General features: G+C 72.1%; 14 protein-coding genes. 6 read left to right on the top strand and 8 right to left on the bottom strand.

Annotated features, from left to right (window positions below):
- Positions 1 to 33 precede the first annotated feature (33 nt).
- Entirely contained in the window at positions 34 to 1,161 is a 1,128-nt protein-coding gene (locus ABD830_RS44620) for a WD40/YVTN/BNR-like repeat-containing protein (RefSeq protein ID WP_345000975.1), read from the bottom strand.
- A gap of 121 nt (positions 1,162 to 1,282) precedes the next feature.
- On the opposite strand from ABD830_RS44620, the gene ABD830_RS44615 reads away from it, so the two are divergent.
- Positions 1,283 to 2,278: a LuxR C-terminal-related transcriptional regulator gene (locus ABD830_RS44615; RefSeq protein WP_345000973.1), complete on the top strand. Its 996-nt coding sequence runs from the start codon at positions 1,283 to 1,285 to the stop codon at positions 2,276 to 2,278.
- A gap of 3 nt (positions 2,279 to 2,281) precedes the next feature.
- Here ABD830_RS44615 and ABD830_RS44610 read toward each other — a convergent pair whose 3' ends face one another.
- A complete protein-coding gene (locus ABD830_RS44610; protein WP_345000971.1) occupies positions 2,282 to 3,625 on the bottom strand; it encodes an AlkA N-terminal domain-containing protein in 1,344 nt (447 codons plus the stop codon).
- Between the two features lie 142 nt (positions 3,626 to 3,767).
- Here ABD830_RS44610 and ABD830_RS44605 point away from each other — a divergent pair, with 142 nt between their 5' ends.
- A complete protein-coding gene (locus tag ABD830_RS44605; protein ID WP_345000969.1) occupies positions 3,768 to 5,024 on the top strand; it encodes a winged helix-turn-helix domain-containing protein in 1,257 nt (418 codons plus the stop codon).
- A gap of 7 nt (positions 5,025 to 5,031) precedes the next feature.
- Here ABD830_RS44605 and ABD830_RS44600 read toward each other — a convergent pair whose 3' ends face one another.
- The 3 genes from ABD830_RS44600 to ABD830_RS44590 form a co-directional block, all read right to left on the bottom strand.
- Entirely contained in the window at positions 5,032 to 6,240 is a 1,209-nt protein-coding gene (locus ABD830_RS44600; RefSeq protein WP_345000967.1) for a hypothetical protein, read from the bottom strand.
- Positions 6,233 to 6,784, bottom strand: a complete 552-nt coding sequence (locus ABD830_RS44595) for an RNA polymerase sigma factor (RefSeq protein WP_345000965.1) — start codon at positions 6,782 to 6,784, stop codon at positions 6,233 to 6,235. Before ABD830_RS44595 ends, ABD830_RS44600 begins: the two co-directional genes overlap by 8 nt.
- A gap of 66 nt (positions 6,785 to 6,850) precedes the next feature.
- A complete protein-coding gene (locus tag ABD830_RS44590) occupies positions 6,851 to 7,435 on the bottom strand; it encodes a TetR/AcrR family transcriptional regulator (RefSeq protein WP_345000963.1) in 585 nt (194 codons plus the stop codon).
- A 63-nt stretch (positions 7,436 to 7,498) separates the two neighbouring features.
- Here ABD830_RS44590 and ABD830_RS44585 point away from each other — a divergent pair, with 63 nt between their 5' ends.
- Positions 7,499 to 8,530, top strand: coding sequence for an FAD-dependent oxidoreductase (locus ABD830_RS44585; protein ID WP_345000961.1), 1,032 nt, complete (start codon positions 7,499 to 7,501; stop codon positions 8,528 to 8,530).
- A gap of 13 nt (positions 8,531 to 8,543) precedes the next feature.
- On the opposite strand, the gene ABD830_RS44580 is transcribed toward ABD830_RS44585, so the two are convergent.
- Complete coding sequence (locus ABD830_RS44580; RefSeq protein WP_345000959.1) at positions 8,544 to 8,894, bottom strand: DoxX family protein; 351 nt, start codon at positions 8,892 to 8,894, stop codon at positions 8,544 to 8,546.
- A gap of 113 nt (positions 8,895 to 9,007) precedes the next feature.
- On the opposite strand from ABD830_RS44580, the gene ABD830_RS44575 reads away from it, so the two are divergent.
- Positions 9,008 to 9,442, top strand: coding sequence for a MarR family winged helix-turn-helix transcriptional regulator (locus ABD830_RS44575; protein WP_345002249.1), 435 nt, complete (start codon positions 9,008 to 9,010; stop codon positions 9,440 to 9,442).
- A gap of 9 nt (positions 9,443 to 9,451) precedes the next feature.
- Here ABD830_RS44575 and ABD830_RS44570 read toward each other — a convergent pair whose 3' ends face one another.
- Both ABD830_RS44570 and ABD830_RS44565 read right to left on the bottom strand, forming a co-directional pair.
- Positions 9,452 to 10,873: a serine hydrolase domain-containing protein gene (locus ABD830_RS44570; protein ID WP_345000957.1), complete on the bottom strand. Its 1,422-nt coding sequence runs from the start codon at positions 10,871 to 10,873 to the stop codon at positions 9,452 to 9,454.
- 57 nt (positions 10,874 to 10,930) lie between these two features.
- The gene (locus ABD830_RS44565; protein ID WP_345000955.1) at positions 10,931 to 12,370 is read right to left on the bottom strand and encodes an MFS transporter; all 1,440 of its coding nucleotides are present in this window, start codon (positions 12,368 to 12,370) and stop codon (positions 10,931 to 10,933) included.
- Positions 12,371 to 12,545: 175 nt separating this feature from the next.
- On the opposite strand from ABD830_RS44565, the gene ABD830_RS44560 reads away from it, so the two are divergent.
- Together ABD830_RS44560 and ABD830_RS44555 are read left to right on the top strand one after the other, a co-directional pair.
- The gene (locus tag ABD830_RS44560; protein WP_345000953.1) at positions 12,546 to 13,664 is read left to right on the top strand and encodes a cobalamin-independent methionine synthase II family protein; all 1,119 of its coding nucleotides are present in this window, start codon (positions 12,546 to 12,548) and stop codon (positions 13,662 to 13,664) included.
- 187 nt (positions 13,665 to 13,851) lie between these two features.
- Positions 13,852 to 15,075, top strand: coding sequence for a S1C family serine protease (locus tag ABD830_RS44555; protein ID WP_345000951.1), 1,224 nt, complete (start codon positions 13,852 to 13,854; stop codon positions 15,073 to 15,075).
- Positions 15,076 to 15,087 lie beyond the last annotated feature (12 nt).

Raw genomic sequence — 15,087 nt, 5'->3', positions numbered from 1 at the left:
GAACCGGTCGCTTCACCAGTAACAGAACATTCGTCACACCTCCTCGGCGACGCCGAGATACATCACCCCCGGGTTGGAGGGGTTGAAGGCGATGGAGGTGACCCGGTCGTAGGAGTTGTGGTGGACGGTGACCCGGTTCAGGCGGGAGTCGTACCGGTAGATGTCCGTGCCGATGCCCGACCATCCCGTGCCGAAGTCGAAGTAGAGCACGCCCGGGTCCGTCGGGTGCGGGGCGAGCAGCGGCCCGTTGGGGATCGTGACCTCGCCGCCCTGGTCCACGACGCGCGTGAAGCGCCGGCCTCCGTCGTAGGACCGGTAGATGTGCCGGCCGCCGGACGGCGCGCCCGCCTCCGACTCCGCGATGTCGAGCCCCATCGCGTAGACGACGTTCGGGGCGGCCGGGGAGATCGCGGCGCTGAACACGTTGACCTTGCCGCCGGTCGCGCTCAGCCCGGTGGACGTGCGCCACGTGCGGCCGCCGTCGAAGGTGACGCGGGCGCCGGTGTTCGACGCGCCGAGCACCACATGGTCCAGGTCGTACGGGTCGAACACCGCCGTGTAGGCCATCAGCAGGTCGCTCTGCGGCCAGGCGGGCACCCCGATGGGCCGCCACGTACGCCCGCCGTCCCTCGAGTCGTACAACCGGCCGGAGCCGTCGGCCGCCCGCAGGCGGTCGCCGCGGAAGCGGTCCACGCCGAGCCCGGTCAGCTCGCCGGCCGGTGAGGTGAGCGGGGTGACGCCCTCGGGCATGGCGAGCGTGAGGTTGCCCTCGCGGTCCCAGGCATAGGCCCGCCCGCCCCGGGCCGGGACCAGCTCGATCTGCGAGCCGCTCACCTCGCCCGCCGCCGTCCACGTGCAGCCCGCGTCCTTGGAGCTCAGCAGCTGGTTGTTCGACATGGCGAGCAGTTCGTTCGGGCGGTCGAGGGCGACGACCCCGGTGGTGTAGACGACCGGGCGCAGCACCTGGCTGGTGGGTGCGATGGTCCTGCCGTCGTTCCGCGTGTACGTCACCGACCCGTCGCCGGTGACCGTCCGGCAGACGGGCTGGCGCCAGAAGCCGGCGAGCCCGTCGCCGGTGGGCTCGTCATCCGCGCGTGCGGGTGTGGTGGCCGACAGGACCGCCAGCGCGGTCGCGAGTCCGATGGTCAACGCCTTGTTCAACACTGCCTCCCCGACAGGGCCGGTCTTACAGGAGTCCGTCCTATCGGGGAGCGGAGCGCCCGGGCCAGCGCAAATGGCGGCAGATTTGTGCCATGGCAGGCATCTGACACACTGATCGATCATGAACGCGGACGACAACGCGCTCGCGGCGGTGGGGGTCGACGCCGAGGACGAGCGGATCTACCGGGACCTGCTGCGGCACCCGCGTGCCACGCTGCCCGAGCTGGCCGCGCACACCGGCCGCACCGCCGTGGCCCTGCGCCGGGCCTGCTCAAGGCTCGAGGCGCTCGGCCTGGTCAGCCGCATGGCGGGCCGCCCCGTCCGGTGGGTGCCGACCAGGCCCGACGTCGCGGTGGCCGCCCTCATCTCCCGCCGCGAGGAGGGGCTGGCCCAGGCGCGTCTGGCCGCGCTCGCGCTGCTGGCCGAGACGCCGCGGACGGAGAACCAGTCCCCCGAGGAGCTGGTCGAGGTCGTACAGGGGCAGGCGGCCGTGGTGCAGCGGTTCACGCAGTTGCAGCAGACGGCGACCGAGGAGTTGCTGGTGCTGGACCGGCCGCCGTACGCGCAGGACCCCGCCAAGCAGAACGTCGCCGAGATGGAACGCCTCGCGCACGGCCTCCTGGTGCGCGGCATCTACGACGCCTCGGCCCTGGAGATCCCCGGCAAGCTGCGCCTCGCCCAGGAGTCGGCGGCGGCGGGAGAGCAGGCAAGGGTCAGCCCCGAGGTGCCGATGAAGCTGGCCATCGCCGACAGGAAGACCGCGATCCTGCCGCTGAGCACGGACGCGTCCGCCTACGCCGACAGCGCGGTCATCGTGCACTCATCGACGCTGCTCGACGCGCTGGTCACCCTGTTCGAGGTCCTGTGGCGGTCGGCGCTGCCGCTGCCGGTCAAGCCCTCGGCCGCCGGCTCCTCCCCCGCCGAGCTGCCGGATCCTGAGCTGTTCACGCTGCTGGCGGCCGGGCTCAAGGACGAGTCCGTCGCGCGTCAGCTCGGGGTGAGCCTGCGTACCGTGCACCGGCGGGTCAGCGAGCTCATGGACCTGCTGGGCGCCCGCACGCGGTTCCAGGCCGGGCTGCTCGCCGCGCGCCGCGGCTGGTGGGGCGCGGACTCCTGACCGTCACAGGCGGTCGCCGTGCGCCATCAGGTGGGCCGCCGCCAGTGACCGCCATGGGCGCCACCGTTCATGGCAGGCGGCGGGGTCGAGGCCGAGGCCGGCCAGCGCGGCGCGGAGTGACGCGTCGCCGAGCGGGAACGCCTCGCGGCTCCCCAGCCGGAAGGCCAGGTCGTGGCGGAGGTCGTGATCGGCGTAGGGCAGGGTGGCCGGCGCGTCCAGGCCGGTGCCGTGGTCGAGCGCCCCGTGCCCACGGGCGACGTCGGCCGCCAGCGCCCCGACCAGCGCCGCTTCCTCCTCCGTGACCTCGGCCCGGGCGATCGCGGCGGCATCGGGAAAGGTGTGTGTGAGGCCGCCCGGCAGCCCCGGCACCTTCGTCCCCAGCCTGTGCGTCAGCGCCCCGAGCCGGTCCGCCGCCTCGCGCGGCGTCCTGCCGCGCCCGAGCACCGCACGGACACCGGCCTCCAGGGCGTTCCACGCCACCGGCACGGCGAGTCCGGGGCGGGCCCGTACCAGCGGGCCGAGCACCGGATCGGCCGACAGGGCCGCCACCCCCGCCGTGTGGTCGGTGTCCACGCCGAGCATCCGTCCCGCATGCCCCACCACGTGGATCAGCCCCTCCCAGTAGGGCAGGTGGGCGCGGAGCAGCAGGTGACCGTCGCCGCCCGGCGACACCTCCAGCACCCCCGGCGCGCCCTCCACGGTGATCGTGCGGCGGTAGGTGTCGCCGTCCACCTCCTCGACCCCCGGCACAGCCCGTACGCCGAGGAACTCCCGCACGGCGGCCCAGTCGTAACCGGGCACGAACGGCAGCCGCAGCACCAGCCCGCCGTCGGCCACCAGCCGGTCGGCGCGGCGGCGCCGGTCGCGCAGGTCGGTCGGCGAGGCGCGGAACACCTCCCGCATGGTCCTGTTGAACTGCCGCAGGCTCCCGAAGCCCGAGGCGAAGGCCACGTCCAGCACCGTCAGATCGGTGTCGTCGAGGAGCCGTCTGGCGAAGTGCGCCCGCCGCGAACGCGCGAGCTGGTCCGGGGTCGCCCCCATGTGCTGGACGAACAGCCGGCGCAGGTGCCGCGGCGACAGGCCCATCCGCGCCGCCAGCGCCGCCTCGGTGCCGTCGTCCAGCACGCCGTCGATGATCAGCTGCCACGCCCGGCACACCAGCTCGGGCGCGCCCGCCGCGACCGGCGCGGCCACCCGGTAGGGCCGGCAGCGCAGGCACGCGCGGAACCCGGCGGCCTCGGCGGCGGCCGGGTGCTCGTACGTGCGCGTGTTGCGGGCCAGCGGCTTGGCACCGCACCCCGGCCGGCAGTAGATGCCGGTGGTGACGACGGCGGAGTACGTGGTCATGCCCCATGTGTACGTCACCCGCGACCCGCCCACCGGCCGGATCCGGACACGCTCGTGACTGCTAGCGGGTGGCCTGGAAGCGGTGGACAACCTCGTGACCACGTGAAACACATCGAACTCTTTTTCGATTACACTGCTGGCCATGCCAACCCCCCTGGCCCTCAGCCTGGAGACCGCGCGGCGGCTGGCCGTGACCTGTCAGCACCTGGCCGGGCCGCGGCCCGGCGGCGGCGTGGAAGGGATGCGTCAGGTGCTGCGCACGTTGCGGTGCCTGCAGCTCGACCCGATCAACGTGGTGGCCCGCAGTCACCTGCTGGTGCTCTGGAGCCGGCTCGGGGCCTACAACCCCGCCGACCTCGACACGTTGCTGTGGGAGGAGCGGTGGCTCTTCGAATACTGGGCGCACGCCGCGTCCATCGTGCTGTCGGAGGACTATCCGATCCACCAGGTCATGATGCGCGGCTATCCGCGGGGGGAGTCGGCCTACGCGCGGCGGGTCCGTGACTGGCTGACGGCCAACGACGAGCTCCGGCAGCACGTGCTCGACCGGTTACGCGAGGCGGGGCCGCTGCCGCCCGGGGCGTTCGACGGCCGCGTGAGCGTGGCGTGGCAGTCCTCCGGGTGGACCCACGGCCGCGGTGTCGAGCGCATGCTCGACTTCCTCTGGCTCCAGGGCCACATCATGGTCGCGGGCAGGGCGGGCCGCACGCGCCACTGGGACCTGGCCGAGCGCCGGCTGCCTGCGTGGACCGGCGCCACGCCGCTGCCGCGGCGGGAGGCGGTGTCCCTGGCGGCCGAGCACTCCCTGCGCGCGCTCGGCGTGGCCCGCGCCGCCGACATCGAGCGCCACTTCGTCCGCGACCGCTATCCCGGCCTCGCGGAGGTCCTGCACGAGCTCGAGCACTCGGGCCGGATCCTGGCCGCCGAGGTCGAGGGCGGCCAGGAGCGCTGGTACGTGCACCGCGACGCCCTGGGCCTGCTGGAGCAGGACTGGCAGCCGCGCACCACGCTGCTGTCGCCGTTCGACAACCTCATCTGCGACCGGGCCCGCACCGAGCGGCTGTGGGGCTTCGAGTTCCGCACGGAGATGTACGTGCCCAAGGCCAAGCGGCGGTACGGCTACTACATCATGCCGATCCTGCACGGCGAGCGCCTGGTCGGGCGGCTCGTGCCACGCCTGGACCGCCGCCGGGGCGTGCTGGAGATCGAGGGCGTGTTCCCGGAGCCGGGTTTCCCTGGCGACGAGGCGTCCGTCGGGGCCATCGGCGAGTCGGTCGCCGAGCTGGCCGCGTTCGCGGGGGCAGGCGAGGTCTCCTACGCGCACACCGTCTCAGCGCCGTGGCGGTCCGGCCACGGGTCCGTCGGCCCGGAGGCCGGGCCGACGCTGGTGCGGGCGTGACCCGCCGCTACCCGTGGCGGCAGTCGCGGGGCCGCTGGGGACGGTCGTCGGTCCAACCGGACTCCGACGTCGATGCCATGTAGTCCACGATCGTCCCCTTGGGCAGTCCCTCCGTGCTCTCCCCCGCCGCCGTGACATCCGCCAGGATGACGCCTGTGCGCAGGTCGAGGATGGTCGTATGGTCCTCGGTAACCTCGTCGTCCTTGCCGAACTCCCGGAAGGAACGCTTGCCCTTGACCAAGTCCACCTCAAGGCCGGCGCGTCCCAACGGGTCGGTGGCGCGGCCCCGCACGTCGGTCGTCGGCAGGTCCGCGAGCAGGCGCAGCACGGCGGCCCTGGCCGCGGGCCTGATCGGCATTTCCAGCAAGAAACGGGAACGGGCAAGCACCTCGTCGTCCGTCTGTTTGACCTTCCTGCCCATGGCCGCCCAACGGCCGCGCACCCATTCCCGCAGCCCTCTGTCGTCGGTGGGCAGGGCAGCGAGCTCCGCTACGGTGACCTCCCCTACCCGCCGGTCGCCGAGCAGGCCGTCCGGCTGGACCGTGCGCGTGTAGCGGCAGTCCGGGTTCTTGGACTTCATCGCCAGCTTCGGGCAGTCGCCTGCTTGGGTGCCGGGCGTGCACACCCTCTGGACCTTGGCAGGAGACCCGGCCGCCCGCCACGCGCGCTCGTCCGCCGGGGTCGCGGGGCGCAGGCCCAGGTCCTCGATCTGATTCTGGAAGGTGTCGCCGGGATCACGCGGCTGCCAGAGCTCGAGCCGGGTCGAGAAGATCGCGTTGAAGGTCTCGCCGCCCGCCCGTACCCGGGTCAAGCCATCGTCCACCAGTGACCTGCGCCAGTACGCGCCGCTGTCGTCCGGCAGTTTCGCCACCCGGTCCGCCAACTGGCGCAGGGCGTCGTTGCCACGGGGCGGCACCAGCACGGGCGCGGGCACGGCGGTCATGTTCGACACCAGCGTGACGACGGCCATGACGACGGCGATCGTGACCACGGCCGTCCCAAGAGCCCAGCCGAAGCGGCGCCGTACCGGCCGGAACTTCAGGGACGGCAGGGTCGCATCGAACCGCGCGGACGGCCGTACCGGCCCGAACCTCACGGACCGCCGGGTCGGCTCGTGCTGGGCGGCGGAGAGGCGGGCGCGGGCCCGCTCGACCACCTCCGCCGAGGGCGGCGGCGCGTCGGGCAGCGATCTGGCCAGGAGGTCGAGCTCATCCATGGGACTCCTTCAGGGGGTTCACTTCGCCGAGCGCCGTGCGGAGTTTCTTGCGTGCCCGGTTGAGCCGGGACGCGACCGTGCCCTGCGGAATCCGGAGTGCCGCGGCGACCTCGGCGTGGCTGAGCTCGCCCAGGGCGCTCAGCAGGACCACGTCGCGGTCGCCGCGGTTCAGCCCGGCCAGCGCCTCCGCCAGCCTCCCGGTCACCTCGCCCGCCGCCACGCGGGACAGCGCGGCGTCCTGGGGGTCGTGCTCGTCGCGCTCTGCGGCCCTGCTGAGCGCCTTCCACCGGCGGATCTCGGCACGGCGATGCCGCGCGACGAGGTTGGTGGCGACGCCGTACAACCACGGTCGCACCCCGCCTCGTGAGGCGTCGTACCCGCCGCGGTAGGCCGCCAGGAACACCTCGGCGGCCAGATCGTCAGCGGCGTCGTCCGACAGGCGCCTCGCGATGTAGCGGTGGATCTCGGCGAAGTGCGCGTTGAAGATCTGCTCGAAGCCGGCCCGCAGATCGGGAGGGTCGGTCAGGTCGGGTGGAACGGCCATGCAGGCGTCTCCGCTGGGTCAGGTGAACGACGGTCGCCCCTTCTTGCCCGAAGCGCCGTCAGACTTTCACGGCATGCCGTCACCGGCCCGGCCGTAGACGGAGTCCAGCAGGTCGCGGGCGAAGCCGGCGGGGTCGTCCAGGCCGGTGGCGGTCAGAGTGCGCGGGCCGCCCGCGAGCAGGTGCGGGATCGCGGCATGCAGGGCCAGCGTGACGGTGGCGGCGCGCTCCGGCGTGACCGGCAGGCCGGCGGCCCGCTGCGCCTCCTCGAAGGCGGCGAAGTCGGCCTCCGCGATGGCGTCCACGATGCCGGCCAGCCAGGGCGCGCGGGCCGCCTCGGCCTGGAGCTCAAGGTAGGCGAGCAGGCGTGGCCGCCCCGGGCCCGCGACGTCGGCGAGCAGCGCGCTTATCATGGCGACGAGCGTCTTCCTGTCACCGGGCGCCGGCCTCGGGACGTCGCGGTAGAGCTCGACGCAGCGCTCGGCCACCGCCCTCAGCAGCGCCTGCCTGGTCGGGAAGTAGTTCTTGGCAGTGCCCAGAGGAACGCCCGCGGCGGTGTCCACGGCGCGATGGGTCAGCCCGCGCCCGCCGTGCTCGGCCAGCACCTCGATGGCGGTGTCCTGCAACCGTTCCCGCCGATCCTGATTTCCCACGGATGCGACATTACCCCAAGTGTGGTACCACAGTTGTGGTAGTTGGCCGACGAGGAGGGTGTCATGGCGGGATCGGCGGTTGTGGTGGGCGCGGGCGTGGGTGGCCTGGCGACGGCGATCGGCCTGCGCCGGGCCGGCTGGCACGTCACGATCCTCGAACGGAGGGCGGAGCTGGAGCGGTACGGCACGGCGTTCGGGATCCACCCCACCGCGCAGGCGGCGCTCGACCGGCTCGGAGTCGGTGACGCCTTTCGCGCGCGGGCTCTGCCGTACCGGGACGGGCGCATCCGCACACCGGACGGGAAGGTGATGGCGCGGCTGCCGCTGGAACGCATCGAGCGCCGGGCAGGACGTCCTGAGCTGCTGATCTCGCGGCCGTACCTGCTGGACGCGCTGCTGGGGGCGCTGGACGTGCCGGTGCGCTACGGCGAGAACGTCTCGGACGCGGCCGCGCTGGTCGAGGGGCCCGATCTGGTGGTGGGCGCCGACGGGATCAACAGCGCCGTGCGTACCGCCGCGTTCGGCACGCGTAGCGGCGTCCGGCAGGTCGGCACGGTCACCTGGATCGGCATCGCGGACTTCGAGACGGGCGTGTACGGCGAGACCTGGGGCCGCGGGCGCTTCTTCGGCATGACCCCGATCGAGCCGGGCCGCACCAACTGGTACGCCGCGGCGCCGGAGGCGACCACGGCCGCCGGCCTGCGCGATCGTTTCGCCGGATGGCACGAGCCGATCCCGCGGGTCCTGGCCGAGACGGATCCCGCCTCGTGGATCCGGTACGAGATGCGGCACCTGTTCCCTGCCCTGCCCACGTTCGTCCGCGGTGGCAGGGTCGCGCTTGTCGGGGATGCCGCCCACGCCATGACGCCCAACCTCGGGCGGGGCGCGTGCACGGCCATCCTCGACGCGGAGGCCCTCACGCGGGCGATCGCCCGGTACGGCAGGGCCGGCCTGCCGTCGGCCCTGCGCGCGTACGACACCGAGCGCCGCCGCAGCGCTCAGCGGGTCGCCTTCGGCTCCCGGACCCTGCACCGCCTCATGAGCACCGAACGGTCCCGGCTACGCGACTCTCTGGTGCGCCTGATCCCGGCCTGACGGGCCGCCACCGTCAGAGGGAGGCGAGCCCCAGGACCAGCGCCGCCACCGACGGAACGAACATGATCAACGCGTTGGGCATGCCCTTGAAGTCCCTCTTGACCAGGTGCGTGCCCAGCGCGCCGACGAAGTAGAGCACCAGGCCGACGGCGGCCGCGATGCCGAGCGGCGCGTACCAGAGCCCGATCAGCAGGCCCACCGCTCCGGCGATCTCGCACGCCGCCAGGAACGGGAACAGCCCGAGCGGCACGCCCAGCCCGGTGAGCCCGGTCACGATGCGCTCGTTGCGGGTGAGCTTGGCGTATCCCGACGCGCCGAGTGCGATCGCCAGCAGGACGGCGATGACGGCATAGGCGATGAACATGGTCGGCTCCCAACAGTCGTCAATACAGCACCGTGGAGCCTAGCAAATCGTTGAAAACTATCAACTATTGATTTGTGATGATGATTCGATGTACTGCTAGAGTTTTTGGCGTGATGGTCGATCGTCCCGGCTTGGCGCTCGCCCTCTCGGGCCAGATCGCCAACACACGGATCAAGAAGGCGCTGGCCCAGCACGGGCTCAAGCCCGCCCACGGCCACGTGCTGATGCTGCTGTCCGATCAGGGCGCGACGAGCCAGCAGTCGCTCGTGGAGACCCTCGGCGTCGACCCGAGCGTGGTGGTCGCCATACTCAACGACCTCGAGGGCAACGGACTGGCCGAGCGGCGCCGCGACCCCGCCGACCGCCGCCGCCACATCGTCGAGATCTCGGCCCGCGGCACGGTCATGGTCAACGGCATCCACGACGCCATCGCCGCCGTCGAGTCGGCGCTCTTCGCCGACCTCGACAGCCAGGAGATCAGCACCCTGCAGCGCCTGCTGTCCCGGATCAACACTTCCATCGACGAGACCGCCTGCACCGAGGACTGATCCCCGACCTCAGGCGGAGACCTTCGGCGTGGCGCGCATGCCGACGTAGCACACCGGGGTTCCGTTGGGCAGGGTCGAGAAGACCACGGGCATGTAGCCCTCGCTGAACGCCGGTCCGGCGCCCGTGGCGGCGAACACCGTCTCCGAGACCGGGATCAGCTCCCCCTCCAGCGGCGGCGACAGGTCCTTCATGCCGTCGACGAACTCGTACCGGATCCGGTCGGGACTGATGGTGATGACGACGCCCTCGCGCTTGTACGTGCCGACGTACGGCGTCATGTCCACCGCGGGCGGAGCGGCCGGCGGGCCGAACGGCTCCGGCATGCGTACCCCGGCCAGCTCGTCGAGCAGCTCGCGGAAGAGGTCGGAGTACAGCTGCCTGGCCCCGCCCCCGTTGGTCATCAGGGCGACGGCCACGCCCGCCTCCGGGATGACGCGCAGGTAGGCGTACTGCCCGATGGCGGCACCGTCGTGGCCGTAGCCGAAGACACCGTCCCAGTCATAGAGGGTCCAGCCCAGGCCCCAGCCGTCCGAGCTGACGGTCCACTTGTCCGGCACGTCCACCTCACGCCGCTGCATGGCCGCGACCGCGTCGGCGTCGACGACGCGCGTGCCGTCGGGGGCCAGGCCCCCGGCCAGGTGCATCCGGGCGAAGCGCACCATGTCGCCGGACGAGGTGATGATCCTGCCGGCCGGGCCCGCCGAGCGCGGCATCATGTCCCAGACCGGCGCCGGGTCGGGGTCCTGGCCCGGCTCGCCCAGGTGGCTCATCGCCGCCTGGAACGCGAGCGCCTCCTCCGGCAGCGTCATCGAGCGCTCCAGCCCGAGCGGGGTGAAGATCAGGTCCTTGAGCGCCTGGTCCCAGGTCTTGCCGGTCACCACCTCGATGAGGCGGCCGAGCACGACATAGCCGAGGCCGCCGTAGGAGACCGCCGTCCCCGGCGGGCAGTCCAGGGCCACGTCCCGGGCGGCCTTCACGTACTCGGCCAGGCAGTCGTCCCCACGGCCCGAGTCGTGGTTGAAGTCGTTGGTGACCCCGCCGGTGTGGCTGAGCAGCTGCCGCACGGTGATCACCTTGGTCGCCGCCTCGTCGGGCGTGGCGAACTCCGGCAGCACGTCCACCACCCGGGCGTCGAGGTCCAGCTTGCCCTCCCCGACCAGCCGCATCACCAGCGTCGCCGTGTAGACCTTGGCGATCGAGCCGGACAGGAACACCGAGTCGGGGCTCACCACCACGCCGGTGCCCCGGTGCAGCACACCGCTGGCCAGCTCGTAGACCTGCCCACCGGCCAGCACGGCCAGGGTCGCGCCCGGCACGTGGTGGGCGGCGCGCAGCTCGTCGAAGCGGTGCTGCCAGCGCTCGGGGTAGAAGCTCCGGCCGGTCGAGCTCAGCGTGCCCCAGTCGCCCGCGGCGGTCCAGTTCGTGTCCATGATCTTTCTCCTTGCTGTCAGAGGATCTTGATGTCAGGGGGTCTTGCTGTCAGAGGTTCAGGAAAGGGCGGTCTTCTTGGGCAGCACCAGCAGGGCCAGTACGGCGGCGGCCACCACGCCGGCGGCGCTGATGAGGAAGGCGGAGGACATGGCCGTGGTGAAGGCCTCGCGGGCGGCCTGCGCGATCCCGGCGTCGCCGAGGCCGAGCGCGCTGCCGATCGACAGCCGGGCCGCGTCCGGCGCGGTCGCGGGCATGGCCGCGGTGTAGGAGCTCGCCAGCACGCTGCCCAGGACGGCGATGCCCAGCGCCGCACCGGCCTGCTGGATGGTGTCGTTCAGCGCCGATCCGACGCCGGCGTGCTCGGCCGGGATCGTGCCCATGAGGGCGGAGACCGCCGCGGGCATGGCCAGGCCGCCGCCCGCCCCCATCAGGAGCAGCGCCAGGGCCGCGATGATCAGGCCGCTCGCCGGGTTCATGGTGCTCAGCAGCACGAATCCGGCGGCGCTCACGGCGAGCCCGGTGACGATCAGCGCCCGGTTGCCGATCTTCGAGCCGAGAGCGGCGCCCAGGGTGTTGCAGGCCAGCGAGGCCACGGCCATCGGGATGAAGACCAGACCCGCCTGGGTGGGCGTGTAGCCGAGCACGTACTGCAGGTACTGGGTGAGCACCAGCAGCAGGCCGCCGTTGCCGATCTGGACCAGGGTGAGCGAGAAGCTGCCGCCGCTGAAGGTGCGGTTGCGGAACAGGCGGAGCGGGACCATCGGGTGCGTCGTACGCAGCTCCCAGGCCACGAACCCGGCGAGCGAGACGACGGCCACGGCCAGCGCGGGCACGGACAGGCCGTGCGGCAGCTCGATGATCGTCCAGACCAGGGCCGACATACCGGCCACCGACAGGATCGCGCCGAGCGGGTCCGGCCTGGTCTGCGGCCCCTTGGACTCGGGCATGAGCACCAGGGAGGCGACGATCGCCAGCGCCGCGATCGGCACGTTGATCAGGAAGACCGCGCCCCACCAGAACCACGCGATCAGCGCTCCGCCCAGCACCGGCCCGCCGACCAGTCCGACCATGGCGACCGCGCTCCAGGCGGCCATCGCCTTGCGCCGCTCCCGCTCGTCGAACACGGTGATCAGGATGGACAGGGTGCTCGGCATGATCAGCGCCCCGCCGACGCCCATCACCGTGCGGGCCGCGATCAGCAGCACGGGGTCGGCGGCGTAGGCGGCCGCCAGCGAGGCCACCCCGAACAGCGCCAGCCCGATGACCATCACCCGGCGCCTGCCGTACCGGTCGGACAGGCTGCCCGCCGTCAGCAGCAGCCCCGCGAAGACCAGGATGTACGAGTCCAGGATCCACTGGACGTCCTGCGCGCTCGCGCCCAGGTCGGCGGTCAGCGGCGGGATCGCCACGGACAGCACCATGTTGTCGATCACCAGCACGAGCGTGCTGAGGCAGAGCACCACCAGGATCAGCCAGCGGCGGGAACTTGTATACATCGCAACCTTCCACGGTCTGCGTACGTCGCTCTCGTTATGCGAACATTGTACGCATGAGAGTGGGATGTACGCAACTCGCCTATGGGTGGACGGCCGTCGATGGGCGGCGGAGAGTGGCTGTTGCACATCGACCTCACGGCCGGGCGCCACCCGCCCCTCGAACCGAGGAGGAAGTATGCCTACCAGCCACCACGCCGAACACGTCGGCAGCCTGCTGCGCCCGCCCGAGTTACTGCAGGCCAGGCGGGCCCGCGAGCGCGGCGAGCTGAGCGCCGAGGAGCTGGCCAGAATGGAGGAGAGCGCGGCGCTGGCCGCGCTCGACCTCCAGCGCGAGGCCGGCATCGAGGTCTTCACCGACGGCGAGGTACGGCGGGCCACCTGGATGGCCGGCCTGATGGAGTCGCTCGGCGGGGTGGAGCCCGTGCCGGTGCCCAACTCCACCTGGTTCAGGGACGGCGGGGAGGTGCCGCCCGAGGAGACCGCGTTCGAGATGGTGGTCGCGAGCGGCAAGCTGACCCAGAAGACGCAGCTCACCGCCGTCGAGGCGGACTTCCTCGCCCGGCACGCGCCCGGTCAGTTCAAGATCACGATGATGAGCTCGTCCATGGGGAACCTCCTGTGGCGACCCGGGCTCAGCGACGCCGTCTACCCGACGCCCGGAGACATGATGCGCGACCTCGTCGCGCTGCGGATCGCCGAGATCAAGGATCTGCTGGACCGGGGCGTGAACTGGATCCAGCTCGACTCCCTGGGCTACAACCAGGTCATCGACCCCGAGTTCCGCGTGCGCATGCTCGGGCCCCACGCGCCGGCCCCGGAGACGATCCTCGACTCGACGATCTCGGTGGACGCCGAACTGGTGCGCGCGGCCAAGGCCATGAACCCCGAGGTCACGGTCGCGATGCACATCTGCAGGGGGAACAACCGCAGCGCGTGGATGTCCAGGGGCGGCTACGAGCCGATCGCGGAGCGGCTGTTCGGGGAGGTGCCGGTCGACCGGTTCCTGCTCGAGTACGACACGGAACGGGCCGGGGGGTTCGAGCCGCTGCGGTTCGTCCCTCAGGGCACGACCGTCGTGCTCGGGCTGGTCTCGTCCAAGATCCCGGGGCTGGAGTCGCAGGACGAGCTGCGCCGCCGTATCGACGAGGCCGCCAAGTACGTACCGCTCGAGAACCTCGCGCTCAGCCCGCAGTGCGGCTTCGCCTCCACCGCCAGGGGGAACCTGCTCACGGTGGACGACGAGCGGCGCAAGCTGGAGCTCGTCGCGGACACGGCGAGGAAGGTCTGGGACTGACCCCAGCGCCCGGCCCGCCCTGATGAGCGGGCCGGGCCGACCTTGAGAAAAACTTCCGGCCGGGGTGTAGGTGCTGCCTGCGGCGATAAGGCCGGTATCAGGGCGGGCCGGGCACGGGGATCTTCGCCTTAACCAGGTCTTACTCGCCGTTCGTCACTCTTATGTCATCGGGACTCTAGGAGATGACATGGACGCGAACGCCCCTCGCGAGGACAACGCCGCCGGCGGCTGGAGTCAGTTCGGTGACAGGCCGCCCACAGCCGGAGGCTTCACCCGGCCGGGCCCGGTGCTTCCGCCGCCCCCGCCGCCGAGGCGGGCGGGGTTCGTGCTCACGCGCAAGGCGATCGCGGGGCTCGCGCTGGCCGCCGTGACGGCGTTGACGGTGGCGGCGCTCGGGGGCGGGGCCGTGGGCGCGTACGTGGCGGAGGGGGCCCGCCCGGTGCCGACCGTCACCAAGACGGCCACGGCGAGCCCGGTCTTCCGCACGGCCTCGGGCCAGCTCACGGTCGCGCAGGTGGCGGAGAAGGTGCAGCCGTCGGTGGTGATGATCCAGGGTCAGAACGCCGAGGGGTCCGGCGTGGTGCTGTCGGAGGACGGCCTGATCCTGACCAACAACCACGTCGTGGCCGGGCAGGGCGCCCAGCTGACGGTGAAGTTCAGTGACGGCAAGACGGCCAAGGCGACCGTGGTCGGCACCGACCCGGCCACCGACCTCGCCGTCATCCGGGCGGCGGACGTCTCGGGGCTGGCCAAGGCCACGCTGGGCGACAGCGACCAGCTCAAGGTCGGGGACGACGTCCTGGCCATCGGCAGTCCGCTCGGACTCGACGGTACGGTGACGGCGGGCATCATCAGCGCGCTCGACCGTACGGTGACCTCCGGGAGCGGCGGTCAGGACCAGCAGCTCCCGCCGGGCTGGGGCCGGCAGGGGCAGGCGGCCGAGACGACCACGCTCGGCGGCATGATCCAGACGGATGCGGCGATCAACCCCGGCAACTCGGGCGGCGCGCTGGTCAACGCCGCCGGCGAGCTGGTCGGCATCAACAGCGCGGTCGCCGCCGACGGGGTCAACCTCGGCTTCGCGATCCCGGTGAACACCGCCAAGCAGGTCTCCGAGCAGCTCATCAGCAAGGGGAAGGTGAGCCACGCGTTCCTCGGGGTGAGCGTCACCGACGCGACCGGCGACGTGCCCGGCGCGCTGGTCCGCCAGGTGACCGCGGGCAGCCCGGCGGAGAAGGCCGGGCTGAAGCAGGGCGACCTGATCACCAAGATCGGCAACACGCCGGTCCAGGGCGGTGACACGGTCGTCGGTCAGGTCCGCGGGTTCAAGGTGGGCCAGCAGGTGGAGGTCACGTACCAGCGGGACGGGAAGACGAGCACGGTGACCGTGACCATGGAGGAGAGGAAGTAAAGGTGACGGCGC

It is taken from the genome of Nonomuraea helvata, from assembly GCF_039535785.1.
In the GTDB taxonomy this organism is placed as follows: Bacteria; Actinomycetota; Actinomycetes; order Streptosporangiales; family Streptosporangiaceae; genus Nonomuraea; species Nonomuraea helvata.
The sequence above is the reverse complement of the archived record's forward strand: the minus strand, read 5'-3'. Positions and strand labels throughout refer to the sequence as shown.

Bases quoted from the DNA above. Each gene is read 5' to 3' on its own strand.
- ABD830_RS44610 (WP_345000971.1), bottom strand. From the start codon at position 3,625: ATGACCACGTACTCCGCCGTCGTCACCACCGGCATCTACTGCCGGCCG.
- ABD830_RS44600 (WP_345000967.1), bottom strand. From the start codon at position 6,240: ATGGATGAGCTCGACCTCCTGGCCAGATCGCTGCCCGACGCGCCGCCG.
- ABD830_RS44570 (WP_345000957.1), bottom strand. From the start codon at position 10,873: ATGGACACGAACTGGACCGCCGCGGGCGACTGGGGCACGCTGAGCTCG.
- ABD830_RS44565 (WP_345000955.1), bottom strand. From the start codon at position 12,370: ATGTATACAAGTTCCCGCCGCTGGCTGATCCTGGTGGTGCTCTGCCTC.
- ABD830_RS44595 (WP_345000965.1), bottom strand. From the start codon at position 6,784: ATGGCCGTTCCACCCGACCTGACCGACCCTCCCGATCTGCGGGCCGGC.
- ABD830_RS44615 (WP_345000973.1), top strand. From the start codon at position 1,283: ATGAACGCGGACGACAACGCGCTCGCGGCGGTGGGGGTCGACGCCGAG.
- ABD830_RS44575 (WP_345002249.1), top strand. From the start codon at position 9,008: ATGGTCGATCGTCCCGGCTTGGCGCTCGCCCTCTCGGGCCAGATCGCC.
- ABD830_RS44560 (WP_345000953.1), top strand. From the start codon at position 12,546: ATGCCTACCAGCCACCACGCCGAACACGTCGGCAGCCTGCTGCGCCCG.
- ABD830_RS44585 (WP_345000961.1), top strand. From the start codon at position 7,499: ATGGCGGGATCGGCGGTTGTGGTGGGCGCGGGCGTGGGTGGCCTGGCG.
- ABD830_RS44605 (WP_345000969.1), top strand. From the start codon at position 3,768: ATGCCAACCCCCCTGGCCCTCAGCCTGGAGACCGCGCGGCGGCTGGCC.
- ABD830_RS44580 (WP_345000959.1), bottom strand. From the start codon at position 8,894: ATGTTCATCGCCTATGCCGTCATCGCCGTCCTGCTGGCGATCGCACTC.
- ABD830_RS44555 (WP_345000951.1), top strand. From the start codon at position 13,852: ATGGACGCGAACGCCCCTCGCGAGGACAACGCCGCCGGCGGCTGGAGT.